The organism is Pseudonocardia wallangbongensis, from assembly GCF_054486945.1.
In genome coordinates this window covers 189104-205878 of record NZ_JBRERS010000003.1, presented here as the reverse complement: position 1 = coordinate 205878, position 16775 = coordinate 189104, and the positions used below count along the sequence as shown (strand labels likewise).

17 protein-coding genes are annotated in these 16775 nt (G+C 72.9%); 7 read left to right on the top strand and 10 right to left on the bottom strand.

Going from position 1 to position 16775, the window contains the following annotated elements; translation table 11 throughout:
- Positions 1-2: 2 nt before the first annotated feature.
- Together ACU436_RS12345 and ACU436_RS12340 are read left to right on the top strand one after the other, a co-directional pair.
- Positions 3-2705 (top strand): FUSC family protein, encoded by a 2703-nt coding sequence (locus ACU436_RS12345; RefSeq protein WP_459024678.1) that lies wholly within the window; start codon positions 3-5, stop codon positions 2703-2705.
- A gap of 145 nt (positions 2706-2850) precedes the next feature.
- A complete protein-coding gene (locus ACU436_RS12340) occupies positions 2851-3849 on the top strand; it encodes a YncE family protein (protein ID WP_459024676.1) in 999 nt (332 codons plus the stop codon).
- A 57-nt stretch (positions 3850-3906) separates the two neighbouring features.
- Here the strand turns inward: ACU436_RS12340 and ACU436_RS12335 are convergent, their stop codons facing one another.
- Both ACU436_RS12335 and ACU436_RS12330 read right to left on the bottom strand, forming a co-directional pair.
- On the bottom strand, positions 3907-4305 hold the full coding sequence (locus tag ACU436_RS12335) for a hypothetical protein (RefSeq protein ID WP_459024675.1): 399 nt from the start codon (positions 4303-4305) through the stop codon (positions 3907-3909).
- A 296-nt stretch (positions 4306-4601) separates the two neighbouring features.
- Positions 4602-5042 carry a MarR family winged helix-turn-helix transcriptional regulator gene (locus ACU436_RS12330; protein WP_459024673.1) on the bottom strand — a complete coding sequence of 147 codons (441 nt, stop codon included), beginning with the start codon at positions 5040-5042 and terminating at the stop codon, positions 4602-4604.
- Between the two features lie 45 nt (positions 5043-5087).
- Here ACU436_RS12330 and ACU436_RS12325 point away from each other — a divergent pair, with 45 nt between their 5' ends.
- A complete protein-coding gene (locus ACU436_RS12325; RefSeq protein WP_459024671.1) occupies positions 5088-6509 on the top strand; it encodes an MFS transporter in 1422 nt (473 codons plus the stop codon).
- Here ACU436_RS12325 and ACU436_RS12320 read toward each other — a convergent pair.
- Both ACU436_RS12320 and ACU436_RS12315 read right to left on the bottom strand, forming a co-directional pair.
- Positions 6466-7272 (bottom strand): NAD-dependent epimerase/dehydratase family protein, encoded by an 807-nt coding sequence (locus ACU436_RS12320; protein ID WP_459024669.1) that lies wholly within the window; start codon positions 7270-7272, stop codon positions 6466-6468. The two genes, ACU436_RS12325 and ACU436_RS12320, sit on opposite strands and share 44 nt — an antisense overlap.
- Positions 7273-7275: 3 nt before the next feature.
- A complete protein-coding gene (locus ACU436_RS12315) occupies positions 7276-7500 on the bottom strand; it encodes a hypothetical protein (protein WP_459024667.1) in 225 nt (74 codons plus the stop codon).
- Positions 7501-7584: 84 nt separating this feature from the next.
- On the opposite strand from ACU436_RS12315, the gene ACU436_RS12310 reads away from it, so the two are divergent.
- On the top strand, positions 7585-8190 hold the full coding sequence (locus ACU436_RS12310) for a TetR/AcrR family transcriptional regulator (protein ID WP_459024665.1): 606 nt from the start codon (positions 7585-7587) through the stop codon (positions 8188-8190).
- Positions 8187-9881: an acyl-CoA dehydrogenase gene (locus ACU436_RS12305; RefSeq protein WP_459024663.1), complete on the top strand. Its 1695-nt coding sequence runs from the start codon at positions 8187-8189 to the stop codon at positions 9879-9881. The genes ACU436_RS12310 and ACU436_RS12305 overlap by 4 nt, the downstream gene beginning before the upstream one ends.
- Positions 9882-9885: 4 nt before the next feature.
- Here ACU436_RS12305 and ACU436_RS12300 read toward each other — a convergent pair whose 3' ends face one another.
- Positions 9886-10995: an NAD(P)/FAD-dependent oxidoreductase gene (locus ACU436_RS12300; RefSeq protein WP_459024661.1), complete on the bottom strand. Its 1110-nt coding sequence runs from the start codon at positions 10993-10995 to the stop codon at positions 9886-9888.
- The gene (locus ACU436_RS12295; RefSeq protein WP_459024660.1) at positions 10992-11576 is read right to left on the bottom strand and encodes an LURP-one-related/scramblase family protein; all 585 of its coding nucleotides are present in this window, start codon (positions 11574-11576) and stop codon (positions 10992-10994) included. The genes ACU436_RS12300 and ACU436_RS12295 overlap by 4 nt, the downstream gene beginning before the upstream one ends.
- Positions 11577-11635: 59 nt before the next feature.
- On the opposite strand from ACU436_RS12295, the gene ACU436_RS12290 reads away from it, so the two are divergent.
- Positions 11636-12481 carry a helix-turn-helix domain-containing protein gene (locus ACU436_RS12290; protein ID WP_459024658.1) on the top strand — a complete coding sequence of 282 codons (846 nt, stop codon included), beginning with the start codon at positions 11636-11638 and terminating at the stop codon, positions 12479-12481.
- A gap of 24 nt (positions 12482-12505) precedes the next feature.
- The gene (locus ACU436_RS12285) at positions 12506-12724 is read left to right on the top strand and encodes a DUF397 domain-containing protein (protein WP_459024656.1); all 219 of its coding nucleotides are present in this window, start codon (positions 12506-12508) and stop codon (positions 12722-12724) included.
- Positions 12725-12822: 98 nt separating this feature from the next.
- Here ACU436_RS12285 and ACU436_RS12280 read toward each other — a convergent pair whose 3' ends face one another.
- From ACU436_RS12280 to ACU436_RS12265, 4 genes are read right to left on the bottom strand one after another with little or no spacing between them, the layout of a single operon-like run.
- Positions 12823-13410, bottom strand: coding sequence for a hypothetical protein (locus ACU436_RS12280; RefSeq protein ID WP_459024654.1), 588 nt, complete (start codon positions 13408-13410; stop codon positions 12823-12825).
- Positions 13407-14312, bottom strand: coding sequence for a carbohydrate ABC transporter permease (locus tag ACU436_RS12275; RefSeq protein ID WP_459024652.1), 906 nt, complete (start codon positions 14310-14312; stop codon positions 13407-13409). The genes ACU436_RS12280 and ACU436_RS12275 overlap by 4 nt, the downstream gene beginning before the upstream one ends.
- Positions 14312-15265 carry a carbohydrate ABC transporter permease gene (locus ACU436_RS12270; protein ID WP_459024650.1) on the bottom strand — a complete coding sequence of 318 codons (954 nt, stop codon included), beginning with the start codon at positions 15263-15265 and terminating at the stop codon, positions 14312-14314. The genes ACU436_RS12275 and ACU436_RS12270 overlap by 1 nt, the downstream gene beginning before the upstream one ends.
- A gap of 15 nt (positions 15266-15280) precedes the next feature.
- Positions 15281-16612, bottom strand: coding sequence for an ABC transporter substrate-binding protein (locus ACU436_RS12265; protein ID WP_459024648.1), 1332 nt, complete (start codon positions 16610-16612; stop codon positions 15281-15283).
- Positions 16613-16775 lie beyond the last annotated feature (163 nt).

The following is a 16775-nucleotide window of genomic DNA, read 5'->3' as shown; positions in this document are numbered from 1 at the left end:
CAGTGACCGCCGCGATGGCGCCCGCGAGCAGGCTGTGGGGGGCCAACTGGCTCGACCGGTTGGTCGCATCCGACCCGGGTCTCAACCGCTTGACCTCCGCCGCACGCGCCGTCGGTGGCGTGGCCACCGCGCTCGGCGTGGAGTACGTCGTCGCGTGGCTCACCGGCCAGCCCGCCCTGGTGCCCATGATGCTCGGTGCGGTGGTGTCGATGATGGCGGCGTTCGCCCTCACCGACGCCACCCGTGGGGGTCAGGCCGTCACGCTGCTCGGCCTGCCGCTCTTCATGTTCGCGGGCATGGGCGTCGCGATCGCCGTGGACCGGTTCCGGCTGGCGTCGCTGATGGTGTTCGTCGTCGTGATGTTCGCGGCGGTGTTCATCCGCCGGTTCGGGCCCCGGTACTTCATCGGCGGCATGATCGCCTTCATGGGCTACTTCTTCGCCCTGTTCCTCGGCCTGACCCTGCCCGCGCTCCCCGCCGTCGCGCTCGCCGTGCTGGTCGCCGTCGGCTGGTCCATGGTGCTGCACCTGGTGCTGTTCCCCGTGCACAACGACCGCGTCCTGCGGCGCATGCTGCGCGCGTTCGAGGCGAGGGCGCGTGCGGTGGGCGACGCCGCGGCCGACCTGCTCGCCGCCCCCGACTCCGGCGGGGAGCGGGCGGTCCGCGCCCTGGCCCGCCTGCACGGACGTTCGGTGCAGGTCAACGAGGCCGCGGTGATGATCGACGGGCAGCTCGGGACGCCGGGCGCCGTCGTCGACGACGACGCGGCGGACGCGATGCGGCACGCGCTGTTCGACGGTGAGCTCGCCGCCGCGGAGCTCGCGGAGACGGTCCGGTTGCTCGTCGCGTCCGGCACGGTCCTGCCGGCAGCGGTGGCCGAGCAGGTCCGCGGCCTGCTCGACGCGGTGCGCAGCGGGCCGTGGAGCGCTGTGGAGGAGCATGCCGTCCGGTTGGAGGCCGGGGCGCGGCAGGTCGTCGGGACGATCGCGATGCCCCTCACGACGGACGGGACGGCCGCGGCCGGCGCCGACACGATGCCGGTCGAGGCGTCGCACGTGGTGCGGCGGATGGCGGAGGCCGCTTCCGGGCTGGCCCGTGCGTGGCGCGACTGGACGGCCGTGGTGACCCCCGCCGCCGGCCGCAGCGCCGTGGTCGCCTCCCGCTCCGCCCGGACCGACGAGGAGGGCGGCTTCACGCCGGCGGTGCAGCTGTTCGCCGGGAACATGCCCGGGTCGGCGATCACCGTGCGCGCGATGATCGAGGGCAGCACCGGCGGGTACTGGTCCCGGCTCTCGCTCACGACCCGGCAGGCCGTCCAGGTCGCCGTGGCGGCGGGGCTGGCGATCGCGGCGGGCGACGCCCTGTCCGGGCAGCGCTACTACTGGGCGGTGCTCGCCGCGTTCATCGCGTTCACGGGCACCGCGACCGTCGCCGAGACCGTCATGAAGGCGCTCAACCGCATCCTCGGCACGATCCTGGGGCTGGTCGGGGCCATCCCGCTCGTGGCGCTGACCGGGTCGAACCTCGCGGCGGTGCTGCCCGTGATCCTGGTCAGCATCTTCCTCGGGTTCTACCTGCTGCGGATCTCGTACGCGGTGATGATCTTCTTCATCACCCTGCTGGTCGGCGAGCTCTACGCCGTGCTCGGCACGTTCACGCCCGCGCTGATGGTGCTGCGGCTGGAGGAGACCGCGATCGGCGGCGTGATCGGGTGCGGGGTGTGCCTCCTCGTGCTCCCGATCCGCACCCGGGCCGCCGCGACCGCAGCACGCAAGGCGCTGCTCGACAGCCTGCGCACGCTGCTGGAGCGACTCGGGGAGCACCTCCGCGACCCGCGGACCCCGGCCGACCTGCCGGGCGCCGCGCGCCTCCTCGACGCCCAGCTGCACCAGGTCCTGCTCATCTCACGCCCGCTGACCCGGTCGGCGCTCCCGGCGGCAGGCGCCGCGCAACGCCGCCGCATCATGATCTACACCGGCCTCGCCCACCACGCGAGGCGGGTGGCCCGGTCGGCCGACGCCGCGGCCCACCTCGACGACACGCGGCGCGCCCGGCTCGGCGCCGCCGTCACCGGGATCGCCGAGCTGGTCGACGCCCTCGTGCAGGACCGGCCCCAGCCCGATCCGGTGCCGATCGCGGCCACCGCCGACCGGCTGGCGGCGCTCGACGTCGCCGACCACCCCGCGCGCCCGCTCGTCCACGAGCTCACCCGGCTGCACGCCACGCTCGTGACGCTCGCCGGCGCCCCCGGTGTCGTCGTCCCGGCGCGCCCGACCGGGAGCGAGCCGGCCCAGGAGCCGGCCGTGCACGGTCGCGTGCAGTGGTCGAGCAGGCAGCCGGCCGAGGCCACCCTCGCCCTCGTCGACGTGCGGGGCCGCCAGCACGACCGGACCACGACCGACGCCGACGGGCGCTACCGGCTCACCTCGACCGAGTCCGGCTACTACCTCCTGGTCTGCACGCCGGCCGGCGCGAACGGGCTCGCCGGCGACCCGGCGCCGCACGCCGACTGGGTGAGCGTGGACGCGAGCCCCGGCCGGCACGACATCGTGGTCCGCAGGGAGCCCGACGGCCCGGGCGAGGGGCGGCAGGAGCGCCGCTGCCGTACCCACCGCGATCTGCGGGCGCCCGGTGGTCCCCGCAGCGCCCGCGGGGCGTGTGACGACCACGCCCGGCGCGCGGAGCACCCCCGGGCGCCGATGTGACCCTCGCCGTGATCGCCCGATCTGGTCCTTCCGGGTAACCGCGCGCGGTGTGTGAACGATGATCGATTGGAGGGGACCGACGAAAGGATCGATCATCATGCGCGGGGGACGACGAGCGGGCGGGCATCCGGTGAGGTGGGCGCCCGTGGTGGCGGCGGTGGCGGTGGCGCTGCCGGTGGGCGTGGCCCCGGTGGCGCTGGCCGGCGAGGTGGCCGCGCCGGACCGGCAGATCACCATCCCGGTGGGCAACAGTCCGGGCGGGATCGCCCTGCATCCCTCGGCCCCACGGCTGTACGTCGCCAACTTCGGCGACGACACGGTGTCGGTCATCGACACCGACCGGAACGCGGTGATCGCCACGATCAACACGCGGACGGACCCGAACGTGCGCACCGCCCCGAACGACATCGCGCTGAGCCCGCGGGGGGACCGCGCCTACGTGGCCCTGCCCAACTCCGACGAGCTGGCCGTGCTCGACACGAGCGACAACAGCATGCTCCGAGCGGTGCCGATCGGCTCCGACCCGAACGAGCGCGACATCCCGAACGGCGTCGAGGTCGCCCCCGACGGCAGCCGCATCTACCTGGCCAACACCGGCACCGACGAGATCTGGGTCCTCGACGCGGACACCTTCGAGGCGCTCCCGCCGATCCCGCTGGGGAGCAGCGCGGGCCCGGTCGACCTCGCCGTGAGCCCGGACGGCGACCGGCTCTACACGGCCGACGTCAACGACGACAAGGTATCGGTGATCGACCCGGCCGCCGGCAAGGTGCTCGCCACCGTCGAGGCCGGTAAGGACCCGAAGGACGTCGTGATCGGTTCCGGCGGGCAGTTGTTCGTGCCGAACGCCTTCTCCGACGACGTCACGGTCATCGACCCCGAATCGGCCGCGGTGGTGGCGACCGTTCCGGTCGCCGATGACCCGGGCCGGGCAACGGCCAGGGGCGATCGGGTGTACGTCGCCGACGGGCTGGAGGAGCCGTCGGTGTCGGTGATCGACAGCACCAGCAACCAGGTGATCCGGAACATCAGGATCAAGAATGGCTCGCGCGGGATCGTGACGAGCCGGGATGCGCTCTACGTGTGCGGCGACCCGCCGGACTCGCGTGCCGGCAGCGTCACCGTCCTCCCGCTCCCCCGCTGAACCGAGAACGGCGCCGGACCCGAAGGTCCGGCGCCGTTACCGCGATCTACCCGATGATCAGTCGTCGATCTCGACGCTGTCGCCGGTCTCGGCCGCCGCCGAGCAGGAGTCGTCGAGCGTGGTGTCGCCGTCGGAGTCCGCATCCGACTCGTTCGCACCCAGCAGGCCACCGCCGAGCGCACCGGTGAGGTCGGCGAGAACCGAGGTGTTGTTGAGCGGCACCTGGACACCCAGGACGTTCACCGGAACCTGGTTGTCGCACGCGTTCACCGGGGCGGAGAGGTTGTTGCCGGCGACGTTGATCAGGCCCTCGTTCGAGCCGTCGACGCTGTTGACGTCCTCGACCTTGCTGTGGCCGTGACCGTGACCATCGTCGTCGCCTGCGAAGGCGAGCGGACTCACCGCGAGCAGACCGGCAGCGGCCGTGGCCACGACGATTCCAGCCTTCTTCAGCACAGTTGATCTCCTGTTCGAGGGGGTACTGAGCCGGCGGAGCCGACCCGATTCGGAGTCAGCGCTGATGACCGGGGAGCCGTCGCTGACTGCGAAAAACGTTAGTGGCCCGCCCCGGATATCAACAATCCGGCGCCACTATCGAATGAATCCATTACTTTGCGTTTGGTTACGCCTTCTTTCGAGACCGCCGAACCCGGCCCGGAAAGCAGCGGCGGACGCCGACCGCGACGCACGGTGAGGGCCGACCACCTGAATGAGGGCGTATCTCTCCTGGCGGACACGCTGCGTGTTCGCGTTCAGGGCAGCTCCGACTCCAGCCGCTGCAGGTAGCCGGCGAACCGGGCCGCGTCCTCCGGATCCCAGTCCTGCGTGAGCCGGCCGTAGACCTGCTCCTGCCACGCGCGCGAGCCGGTGAGCAGCTCCCGGCCGCCCGGGGTGGGGGTGAGCACCGCGCGGCGGGCGTCGGCCGCGGACGGGCGCCGCTCCAGGTAGCCGTGCTCCACCGCGGCGGTGACGAACCGGCTCGCGCCGGACCGGTCGATGCCCAGCTGGTGGGCGACGTCGGCCACCGCCACCTCGGGATCGCGCCGCGCGGCGGCCGCCACGGCGTCGAGCACGAGGATGTCCTGCACCCGCCGCTGCTCCCCCGTGAGCTCCTCGGACGCCTGCAGGATCCATCGGCGCGACCAGTACCGCACGAGGCGGAACAGTGCGGCCCCCGGCTCACCTGTCTCCACGACCCCTCCTTGCGTGTGCGATGCGCACATAATAGCGTGTGCGATATGCACGCATCTTTGAGGGGGCGGGAGCTCGCCTTCGCCGCGCTGCTCCTCGGCATGCTCGTGGCGCAGCTGGAGGGCACGATCGCGGTGGCCGCCCTGCCGGCGATCGGCGCCGACCTCGGGCAGCCCGCGGCCGCGCCCGCCGTCTTCACCGTCTCCCTGCTGGCCGTCACCGTGTCGACCCCGGCGCACGGGGCACTGGGCGACCGGTTCGGGCGGCGGGCGGTCTTCGTCGCCGCGCTGCTGCTGTTCACGGTCGGCTCGCTGGCCTCGGCGTTCGCACCGACGTTCCCGGCACTGCTGGCCGCGCGGGTGGTGCAGGGCGTCGGCGGTGGCGGACTCGTCGTCACCGCGATCAGCGCGCTCGGCGAGCTCTTCGACGCGCAGGAGCGGATCGGCCGCCAGGTCTGGAGCACCGCCGTCTTCGCCGTCTCCGCGCTCGCCGGACCACCGCTCGGCGGGATCGTCGCGGCCACCGCGGGCTGGCGCTGGGTGTTCGCGCTGCCGCTGCCGATCTGCGCCGTGGCACTGGCGCTGGGGTGGCGGGCGCTCCCCGGGCGGCGGGAACGGCGCACCGGCGCCTTCGACGTCGGCGGCGCGGCGCTGGTCGCGGTCGGGGGCGCGGCACTGGTCGCGCTCGGGTCGAGCGACGGCCTCGGCAGCAGCCCGCCGTGGGCGGCGCTGCTGGCGGGTGCGGTGGTGGTCTGCGCCGTCGCGTTCGTGCGCGTCGAGCGGCGGGCCGAGAACCCGCTCGTCCCGCCGGCGCTGTTGACGATCGTGCCGCTCGCCCGCGCCGTCGCCGTCACCGCGCTGTCGGGCATCGCGCTGTTCGGGACGTTCGCGTTCGTCCCGCTCGCCCTGGCCTCCGGGCTGGGCGCGGGCACCGCGGTCACCGGCGCGCTGTTGCTCGCCCTCACCGGGGGCCAGCTAGCCGCGAGCACCGCGTTCTCGGTGCTGGCCCGCCGGCGCCCGCGGCTCGCGCCGTGGGGACGGCTCTCGCTCGCACTCGGGGTCGGGGGCCTCGGGCTGCTCGCCGCGCTCCCCCAGCTCGCGGCCGAGCCCACGCTCCTGCGCTACACCGTGGCCGTCGCGGGGCTCACCATGGCCGGCGCGGCGCTGGGGCTCGGCATGGCCGCGTACACGCTGCTCGGGATGGGCCTCGCGCCGGCCGAGAGCATGGGCGCGACGATGGCGACGCTGATGTTCGCCCGCCAGCTCGGCGGTTCGCTGGGCGCGGCCGGGTTCGGCTGGATCCTGCTCGCCACGCCCGATCCGGCCGCGGGACTCACCCTGGTGCTCGCGGTGGCGACCGCCCTGGTGGCCTGCGCCCTCGTGATCGCCCCACGCCGGGAGGTGGGCCCGGCACCGGCCGGCAGCCTCACGACGCGACCTCCCGGAACGACCGCGGCGGGCGGCCGGTGACGTCCCGGACGGCGGAGGTGGTGCGGTCCTCGGCGCCGCGGGCGATGTCCGCGTCGAGGCCGGCGAGCACCGCGGAGAAGTCGGCCGGGTAGCCCGCCGCGACGAGGCGCTCGGCCAGCTCGGCCACGCCGACCGACCGGTGACGGACGGGACGGCCGGTGACCTCGGTCAGCACGGCGGCGGCGCCGGCGTAGCTCAGCGCCTCCGGCCCGGTCAGCACGTACTCGCCGACGCGCGGCTCCTCGTCGGCGAGGGCGTGGGCGGCGACCGCCGCGATGTCACCCGCGTCGACGAACGCCACCCGCCCGTCGCCGGTGGCCGTGACGATCTCGCCGTCGACGCGTGCGGAACGCGCGTGCGGGTGGTCGCCGAGGAGGTTCTGCATGAACCAGGACGGCCGCAGCACGGTGGGCTCCGCGACGCCCGCCCGCACCATCCGGTGCAGCTCACCGAGGCCGGGGGCGCCCTCCGGCACCGCCGACGAGCTGAGCAGCACCACCCGCCGCACCCCGCACTCGCGCGCCCGGTCGAGGAAGGGCGCGACGAGCGGGGCGGGGTCGGCGACGCCCACCGGGGCCACGAGGTAGACGGCCCGGACCCCGTCGAGCGCCGCCGCGTGCGTGGCGGGGTCGGCCCACTCGAAGCGGACCTGCCCCACCGCCGGGCGGCGGCTCGCGACGCGCACCGGCACGCCCCGCTCGCGCAGCGCGGCGACGACGCGGCTGCCGGTGGTGCCGGTGCCGCCGGTGACGAGCACGGTCACCGGTCACCGCCCAGCGCCGCCAGCTCCTCGGCGCCGCCGAGGAGGGTCCTGAACAACTCCGGCCGTAGCGAGCGGCGTCCAGGTGGTGTCATCCAGCCGCCGCGGGTAGCCGTCGGGCGCGAACGGGAACTCCATGGTCCCGTCGGCGGCCCAGAGACCGGCGAACCCGGCCATGTCGTGGGCGAGCAGCAGCTCCAGCGCCCGGTCGACGACATCCGGTGCGGTCATCCCATCCCCCAAAGGACGATACGGTTCCGTCCCGACGAACACTAACGGGACGGTACCGTCCCGTCCATGCCATACTCGACGACCGTGGGAGTAAGCCGGAAGCGGACCCCGACGGGCGCGGCCGTCCTGCAGCCGGACGTCACCGAGGCGATCACCGAGGCGGTGCTCGACGAGCTCGCCGAGACCGGTTACGGCAAGCTCTCGATGGAGGCCGTCGCGCGGCGGGCGGGCGTCGGCAAGAGCGCGCTCTACCGGCGCTGGCCGTCGAAGCAGGAGATGGTCATGGCCGTGCTCGGGGACTTCAGCCTCGAGCTGGCCACGGCGCCCGACACCGGCGCGCTGCGCGGCGACCTCCTCGGCCTCCTGCAGGCGCTGCAGGATTGGCTCACCCACCCCCGCTTCTCCCGGATCCTCCCCGACCTCGCAGCCGAGGGCGTGCGCAACCCGGAGGTGGCCGAGGCCGTGCGGGCCGCGATCGGCGAGCCGCGGCGCGCACTGGGCGCCACCGTCCTGCAGCGCGCCGTCGACCGCGGCGAGCTGCCCGCCGGCACCGACCTCGAGATGGCCCTGGACCTCGTCGCCGCGCCCGTGTACTGGCGGCTCTCGGTCCGGCGCGCCCCGGCCGGGCCCGACTACCTCGAGCACCTCACCGACGTCGTGCTGCGCGCGCTGAAGGGTGATCCGTCATGACGCTGCTGCTGTCGCGCCGGGACCTGGACTTCCTGCTCCACGACTGGCTCGACGCCGGGTCCCTGCTCCCCCGCGAGACCGTCGACGCGGTGCTCGACCTCGCCGCCGAGGTCGCGGACGAGCAGTTCGCGCCGCACAACAAGCGCGCCGACGCCGAGGAGCCCACGTTCGACGGCGAGCGCGTGCACATGATCCCCGAGGTCCGCGAGGCGCTGGACGTGCTGGCGCAGACCGGGCTCGTCGAGAGCGCCGTCGAGCTGCCACACGTGGTGTCCACGGCCGCCTTCGCCTGGTTCCAGGCCGCCAACCCCGGCACGTGGGCCTACCCGTTCCTGACCATCGCCGCCGCCAACCTGCTGCGCGCCCACGGCACACCCGAACAGGTCGAGGCGTACGTCCGCCCGATGCTCGAGGGCCGTTTCCACGGCACGATGTGCCTCTCCGAGCCGCAGGCCGGCTCCGCGCTCGCCGACATCACCACCCGCGCCGAACCGCGGCCCGACGGCTCGTACCGACTGTTCGGCAACAAGATGTGGATCTCCGCGGGCGAGCACGAGCTCGGCGAGAACATCGTCCACCTCGTGCTCGCCAAGATCCCGGGCGGACCTGGGGGTGTGCGGGGGATCTCGCTGTTCGCGGTGCCGAAGTTCCTGCCGGACGGCCAGCGCAACGACGTCGCGCTGGCCGGGCTCAACCACAAGATGGGCTTCCGCGGCACCACCAACACCCTGCTCAACTTCGGCGAGGGCGCGGGTGCCGTCGGCCACCTCGTCGGGCCCGAGCACGGCGGGCTGGCCTGCATGTTCCACATGATGAACGAGGCGAGGATCGGCGTCGGCGCGGGCGCGGCGGCCCTCGGCTACACCGGCTACCTCAAGTCCCTCGACTACGCCCGCACGCGCACCCAGGGCCGCGCGCCGGCGGCGAAGGACCCGGCCGCACCGCCCGTCCCGATCATCGAGCACGCGGACGTCCGCCGGATGCTGCTCGCGCAGAAGTGCTACGCCGAGGGCGCCCTCGCGCTCGTGCTCTACTGCGGCCGGCTGCTCGACGAGCAGGACGCGAGCGCCGACCCGGGCCGCGCCCGGCTCCTGCTCGACGTGCTCACCCCGGTCGCGAAGAGCTGGCCGTCGCAGTGGTGCCTGGCGGCCAACGACCTCGCGATCCAGGTGCACGGCGGGTACGGCTACACGCGCGAGTACGACGTCGAGCAGCACTACCGCGACAACCGGCTCAACCCCATCCACGAGGGCACCCACGGCATCCAGGCGCTCGACCTGCTCGGCCGCAAGGTCGCCATGCAGGGCGGCGCCGGCCTCGCCCTGCTGCGCGAGACGGTCGCCACCACCTGCGCCCGCGCCACGACCGGCGAGGCGGCGGAGCTGGCCGGGCAGCTCGGCGCGGTCTGGGACCGGGTCGTCGCCGTCACCGGGCGGATCCACGACTCGGCCGACCCGGACCGGCTGGCCGACGCCTCGACCTACCTCGAGGCCGTCGGCCACGCCGTCATCGCCTGGATCTGGCTCGAGCAGTACCTCGCCTGCGGCGACCGCGACGAGCCGTTCCACCGCGGGAAGCGGCAGGCGGCCCGCTACTTCTTCCGCCGCGAGCTGCCCCGCACCGGCCCGCAGCTCGACCTGCTCGCCGACCTCGACCGCACCACCGTGGAGATGGACCCGGACTGGTTCTGACGGATCACGCGGGGAACCGCTCCGGGCGGAAGTCCGCGAGCATCTCGTCCCTCGTCCCGCTGAGGATCTCCGAGGCCAGCAGGCGGCCGATCACCGGCCCGAGCGTGATGCCGCTGTGGGACACGGCCTCGTGGTAGCCCGGCACGGACGGCACCGCTCCCACGCAGGGAAATCCGTCGGCCGGGATGGGCCGCTCGGCCACCCGGGTCTCCGCGATGCGGGAGTCACCGAGCGCCGGAACGACCCGCCGCGCCGATTCGTGGAGCAGCCGCGCGAGTTCCGCGGGATCTTCGCCCGTGTCGATGAGCGCGTCGATCTCGCGGCTGTGGAGCACCACCGAACCGTCTCCGTCGGGACGGATCTCGATGTGCGGCGCGTGCATTGCCCGGTGAACCGGGACCTCGGCACAGCCGAGCCGGGTGACGGCGCCGGGTTCCCGGCGCATCGGCAGGTGCCGTCCGACGAGCCCGGCGACGTGGGCGGCGCCCGGGCCGGCCGCGTTCACGACGACGTCGACGTCGAGACGGCTCCCGTCGGACAGGGTGACCGTCCGGATGCTCCCGTCGGCACCGGTGCCGATGTCGACTACCGCGGTGCCGGACCGGTGCTCGGCGCCGGCGGCAACGGCCTGGTCGACCAGGCGGGCGACGAGACGGCGCCCGTGCACCCAGGCCTCGTCGGGGTAGAAGGCGACCGGGACCTCGGCCGGCACCGTGATGGCCGGTTCGAGGCGGCGGCGCACCTCGGCCCCCGTGCACATCTCGACCCGGTAGTCCCAGCCGGCCAGCAGCCCGGCCGTTCCCAGGAGCGTCGCCTCGGCTGCGGGATCGTCCGCCCACCGCAGGTGGCCGCTGGGATGCCACCACGAGTCCGGCCCGATGGTCCTGGCCAGCTCCCGATACGCCACCATGCCCGCCACGTTCAGGTCGAAGTAGGACCTGCGCGCGGTCTTGTTGCTGGCGTTGACCCACGAGAAGGACCAGTTGGTGACGCCCTCGCCCGGCCGGCCCGCGTCCAGGAGGACCACCGCGACGCCGCGCCGGGCGAGGTTCCAGCCCACGCATGCCCCGAGGATGCCCGCGCCGACGACGGCGACGCGTTGCGGCCCGCTCACCGCGACTGCAGCGCGTCGAGCGCCACCGCCATGGACGCGGCCACCCGGAAGTCGACGCGCGGGTCGGGCACGTCGACGACGTAGCGGTCCCGGATCGCCTTGCGCCGCTCGCTGGACAGCACCGGCCGCCCGGTCGCGGTGTCCACGAAGTCGAAGTGGAAGACGAACGGCACCCAGACGTCGCCCAGGTACGGGATGAAGTCCCAGATCCGGCGCACGATGGCCAGGATCGGCCTGCGCTCCTTGCCGACCGCCTCGTAGCCCGGGCCGGACATGGTCCAGGTCGAGCGCAGCAGGCTCGCGCCGAACGCCTTGCGGAAGTAGCCGATCGCGTTGCCGTGCTCGTCGAACACGTCGTGCTCGGCGTGCACGTCCAGGCGCTGGCGGGCCTTGAACGAGAACACCTGACGCGACCGGGACTCGTCGGCGTAGAAGACCACCTCCTCCCGCAGCTTCATGCGCTTCTGCTGGGCGAACGCGAGGAGCGGGCCCTCGCCACCGTCCGGACCCGCGCCCCGGATCTCGTAGCGGTTGACCATCATCGTGATCTTCTGTCGGATGAAGAAGCGCGGGACGTGCATGGGCGCGAGTCTCGCACCTGGATCTTTCACCCCGCATCTCCCACTGACACTCTGTGACCATGGCTGTGCGCAGCGGGGCCCTCGTCCGCAGGCGACAGCTCGCCCGCATCCTGCGCGACCTGCGGCGGAAGTCCGGCCTGACGATCGAGGACCTCGCCCCGAAACTGGACTTCTCCCCGAGCAAGCTCAGCCGCATCGAGAACGCCCACCAGGGCGTCGACGTCCACGTCGTGCGCACGATGATGGACATCTTCGGAGTCTCCGGCGACGACTGGAACGCCCTGCTCACCCTCACGCGCGAGGCCGGGGCGAAGGGCTGGTGGCGCGCCTACGGCCTCGACGACCAGGGCTACGTGCCCCTCGAGGCCGAGGCGAGCGCGGTGCGCGAGTACACCGTGAACTACCTGCCCGGACTGCTGCAGACGGCCGACTACGCGCGCGCCCTGTTCGCGAGGTCGCTGCACGTCGGCAGCCGGGCCGTGCGCGAGAACGACGTCGAGGTCCGCATGATCCGGCAGCAGCGGCTCGCCGACCCGGAGAACCCGCTGACGCTGGTCGCGGTGATCGAGGAGGCGGCGGTGCGGCGGGTGATCGGCAGCCCCGACGTCATGTGCGCGCAGCTCGCGAGCGTGCTGGAGGCCGGGGAGCTCGACACGGTCACGGTCCAGGTGCTGCCGGCGGACGTCGGCGCCTATCAGGGCGTCACCGGCGCGTTCACGCTGCTCAACTTCGAGAGGTTGGGAGAGCCCGACATCGGCTACGTCGAGCACCCCATGGGATCGGTCCACATCGAGAAGGCCGACGACGTCGCCCGGGGTAGGGTCGTGTTCGACCACCTGCGCTCGCTGGCGCTGAGCCCCGAGGAGTCGGCGGCCCTGATCGAGCGGGTGGCCACGCAGATGTGAGGCCGCGACGCGAAGAGGTGCCCGATGCCCACCCCGAACCTCGACGGCCTGGCCTGGCGCACGAGCAGCTTCAGCGGCAGCGGCGGCAACAGCAGCGGCTGCGTCGAGGTGGCCCCCCTCCCCGGCGGCGGCGTCGCGGTCCGTGACACGAAGGACCGGTCCCGGGAGGCCCACGGCCACTCGGCCGTGGCGTGGACGGCGTTCCTCGCCGGCGTCCGCGGGGGCGAGTTCGCGGCGGTCTGAGAACCCAACTTCGCACATCCAGCACTGCCTTCGCACAAGGCCCGACTTGTGCGAAGTCGGTACTGGATGTGCGAAGTCGTCGCTATTGCGGCAACGAGCTACGCGCGGGGCAGCACCAGCCTGCGGTGCACCGCGTGCAGCGCGAGCACCAGCAGTGCGGGGAGCAGGAGCACCACCCCGGGCAGGAGCACCGCCAGCAGGACCGCGATCCCCGTGACGGCCAGGGCCGCGATGCCGGCGACCGGCGCGCGCAACAGGTCCGTCCACCCCGCGGCGAGCGCGGACCGCCACCTGCCGCCGGCCAGCCGCGGCACGGCGAGCAGCACCACGGCCGCCAGGCACGCGACGGCCACCCCGAACACCGCGAGCACCGCGCCACCACCGGGCACCACGCCGGCGCGCAGCCAGGCGACCTGCTGGGAGACCACGAGCGCCGCGAGCACCCCGACCACGCCCACCGGCACCCCGGGCAGCAGCCGTCGCACGAACTCGGCGCCCATCGCCCGCCACGGCGGCAGGTCGTCGTGGTCGGCCCAGTGCCCGACGGCCGTGGACAGGGTGGCCACCACGGCGCCGAGCGTCAGCACCGGGAGGCTCACCAGCACGGCGACGATGCCGAGCAGCGCCAGCTCGCCGACCCGCCGCAGCTGCTCCTTCCAGCCGCGTACGGGCAAGGCCGCGGTCATCCCTTGATCCCGCTGGTGTTGATCCCGTCGACGATGAGCCGCTGGAACACCAGGAAGAACAGAAACACCGGCACCAGCGAGAGCACCGACATCGCGAACATCGGGGCCACCGCGTTCTGCCCGCTCGAGTCCAGGAACAGCCGCAGCCCGATCGGCACGGTGTAGGCCTCGAGGTCGTTGAGGTAGACGAGCTGAGTGAAGAAGTCGTTCCAGGTCCAGATGAACGAGAACACCGCGGTGGTGACGAGCGCGGGCTTGGTGAGCGGCAGCACCACGAAGAAGAACCGCCGGTAGGGCCCGCAGCCGTCGATCTCGGCCGCCTCGTCGAGGCTGCGCGGGATGCCGCGCATGAACTGCACCATGAGGAACACGAAGAACGCCTCGGTGGCGAGGAACTTCGGCACGATCAGCGGCAGCGGCGTGTTGATCCACTGCAGGCTGTTGAACAGCACGTACTGCGGGACGATCAGCACGTGGTGCGGCAGCAGCAAGGTGCCGATCATGAGCGCGAACCAGAGGCCGCGCAGCGGGAACTTGAGGCGCGCGAACGCGAACGCGGCCAGCGAGCAGGCCACCACGTTGCCGACCACGACACCGAGCGCGATCACGGCGCTGTTGAGGAAGAACCGGCCGAACGTGACGCCCGGGATGCCGGCCCAGCCGTCCGCGTAGTTGCCGGGGCTGAACTGGCCGGGGAGCACGTTGACGTTGTTGAGGATCTCCTCCGGCGCCTTGAACGACGTGCCGATCATGTAGGCGATCGGGTAGAGCGCGACGAGCAGGATCGCGATCAACACGACGTGCGCGGTGGTGCCCTCGTACCAGGGGCGCCGGTTCTGCCCGGTGGGGCCGGGCGCCGCCGGGGACGAGCCGACCGGTGCGACGGCGGTGGTCGTGGCCATCAGCGGTCCCCCTCGTCGGCGTAGTGGACCCAGAGCGAGCCGCTGCGGAAGACGATCGCGGTGACGGCGCCGAGCACCACGAGGAACACCCAGGCCATCGCCGAGGCGTAGCCCATCTGGAAGTCACCGAAGCCGCGCAGGTACAGGTAGAGCGTGTAGAGCAACGTGGAGTCGGCCGGGCCGCCGATGCCGCCGCTGATGACGAAGGCGGCAGTGAAGCTCTGGAACCCGGCGATCGTCTCCAGCACCAGGTTGAAGAACAGCACCGGCGACAGCAGCGGCAGCGTGACGTGCCAGAACTGCGTGAACCGCCCGGCGCCGTCGAGCGCGGCGGCCTCGAACATCTCCGCGGGGATCTGCTTGAGGCCGGCGAGGAAGATCACCATCGGGGCGCCGAACTGCCAGGCCGCCAGGATCACCAGCGTGCCCAGCGCGGTGGCCGGGTCGGCGATCCAGGCCCGGCCCTCGACGCCGAAGAACGCGAGGAATGCGTTGATCGCGCCCTGGCCGCCGAACAGCGTCTGCCACACGATCGCGATCGCGACGCTGCCCCCCAGCAGCGACGGCACGTAGTACAGCGAGCGGTACAGCCCGACGCCGCGCCGGTTGCGGTGGAGCAGCAGCGCGACGCCCAGGGCGACGGCGAGCTTGAGCGGCACCGACGTGACGGCGAACAGCAGGGTGACCTTGACCGAGCTCCAGAACTGGGGGTCGCCCGTGAACATCCGCTCGTAGTTCTCCAGGCCCACCCACTCCGGGTCCTGCAGCAGGTCGTAGTCGGTGAAGCTCAGGTAGAGCGAGTAGAGCATCGGCAGCAGCGTGATTCCGAAGAGGCCGAGCAGCCACGGGCTGAGGAACACGTAGCCCGCGATCGCCTCCTTCCGGCGCCGGACGCCGGGTGCCGTCTCCCGCGGGGCCGCGCCGGGCGTCGGCCGTACCGCCGTGTCCACCATCGAGCGTGCTCCCCGTCAGCTCGCCGCGCGCTCGAGCTCGCCCGTGGCCTGCGCGACGAACTCCGCGGCGCCGTCGGCCGGGGTCTGGCGGCCGAAACCGACGTTCTCCGCCGAGGCCTGCAGCAGCCGCCCCATCTGCGAGTCGCCCTGCGCCGGCACCGGCGGGGTGGGGCCGGCCTGGGCCGTGACCCGCTCGTCGAACGCCAGCACGCCCTTCAGCTGGTCGTCGAAGTTCGGCGACACCGCGTCGCGCACCTGCTTGGCGGGCGGCAGGCCCCGCTCGGTGCCGAGGATCGCGCCCGCCTCCGGGTCGCTGACGAAGAAGTTGATGACGTCGACGGCGGTGGCGACGTTGTCGCCCTGCGAGTAGGCGGTGAAGAACTGCGACGGCCGGGCGTACGCGCCGGTCTGCGACCCGGGCATCGGGACCAGCACCAGCTCGTGGTCCGTGCCCTTGGCGATCTCGGTGAGCTGGTTGTCGTAGCTGAACGTGCCCGCGGTCTGCTGGGTGATGACGGTGTTCTTCGAGATGTCACCGCCGTTGGCGGGCTGGGCGACCTCGGCCGGCGACGCGGCGCCGCTCTCGCGGAACCCGGCCCACAGCTCGAACCACTTCGTGACGTCCTCGGTGGTGAAGCCCGGCTTCTGGCCGTCGTAGAGCTCCTTGCCCTGCTGGCGCAGCCAGAACTCGAACACCGACATGCTCGCGCTCTCGTCCCGGAAGGCCCACGGCGCCTGGCCGGTGGCCTGGGTGACCTTCGCGGCCCAGGTGCCGAACTCGTCCCACGACGCCCACCCGGCCTCCGGCGGGAGCAGGCCGAGCGGCTCCACCACCGTCTTGTCCACGACGAAGGCGCCCGTGTTGGCCGCGAGCGGCACGGCGTACAGCTTGTCGTCGACCTTGCCGGTGCCCAGCAGCTTCGGGTCGATGCCGTCGACCTGCAGGGTGTTGCCGACCCACGCGTCGAGCGGGGTGATCAGCTCCTTGTTCGCGTACTCGCGCAGCACGCGGTTGTCGATCTGGATGATGTCGGCGGCGTTGCGGCCCGCCGCGGTGGTGTTGACCTTGTCGTAGTAGCCCGAGTAGCCCTGCCACTGCGTGGTGAAGGTGACGTTCGGGTGCTTCTGCGTGTAGAGGTCGAGCACCTTCTGCGTGAGCTCGGCCCGCGCCGGCCCGCCCCACCACGTGACCTCGAGCTGCACCGGCTGCTCGCGTTCGGGCGGGCCACCCGCTTCCTGGTCGCTCGCGCGCGACCCGCCGCCACACGCGGCGGTGGCGAGGACGGTGAGCACCGCCGCGCCCGCCAGTAGCGCGCGCACGGATCGGGCGGACCCGAGGATGGCCATGGGAGCTCCTTCGATCACACTGGCCGTGTTCGGCCACCCTCTGTGGCGGCGAGCACAGGGCCTGGCTCGTCGCGCAATTAGTTCAGAGCCGGGGGCGCGGCGTCAACAACGTCTTGCGGTTTTTTTCAGCCGTTTGCATCATTGGTCCGCCGCCGCCTCGGCA

What these genes read in the sequence shown, in the direction of transcription:
- ACU436_RS12325 (WP_459024671.1), top strand. Translation starts at nt 5,088, where the DNA reads ATGCACGCATCTTTGAGGGGGCGGGAGCTCGCCTTCGCCGCGCTGCTC.
- ACU436_RS12315 (WP_459024667.1), bottom strand. Translation starts at nt 7,500, where the DNA reads ATGACCGCACCGGATGTCGTCGACCGGGCGCTGGAGCTGCTGCTCGCC.
- ACU436_RS12305 (WP_459024663.1), top strand. Translation starts at nt 8,187, where the DNA reads ATGACGCTGCTGCTGTCGCGCCGGGACCTGGACTTCCTGCTCCACGAC.
- ACU436_RS12295 (WP_459024660.1), bottom strand. Translation starts at nt 11,576, where the DNA reads ATGCACGTCCCGCGCTTCTTCATCCGACAGAAGATCACGATGATGGTC.
- ACU436_RS12290 (WP_459024658.1), top strand. Translation starts at nt 11,636, where the DNA reads ATGGCTGTGCGCAGCGGGGCCCTCGTCCGCAGGCGACAGCTCGCCCGC.
- ACU436_RS12285 (WP_459024656.1), top strand. Translation starts at nt 12,506, where the DNA reads ATGCCCACCCCGAACCTCGACGGCCTGGCCTGGCGCACGAGCAGCTTC.
- ACU436_RS12280 (WP_459024654.1), bottom strand. Translation starts at nt 13,410, where the DNA reads ATGACCGCGGCCTTGCCCGTACGCGGCTGGAAGGAGCAGCTGCGGCGG.
- ACU436_RS12275 (WP_459024652.1), bottom strand. Translation starts at nt 14,312, where the DNA reads ATGGCCACGACCACCGCCGTCGCACCGGTCGGCTCGTCCCCGGCGGCG.
- ACU436_RS12270 (WP_459024650.1), bottom strand. Translation starts at nt 15,265, where the DNA reads ATGGTGGACACGGCGGTACGGCCGACGCCCGGCGCGGCCCCGCGGGAG.
- ACU436_RS12265 (WP_459024648.1), bottom strand. Translation starts at nt 16,612, where the DNA reads ATGGCCATCCTCGGGTCCGCCCGATCCGTGCGCGCGCTACTGGCGGGC.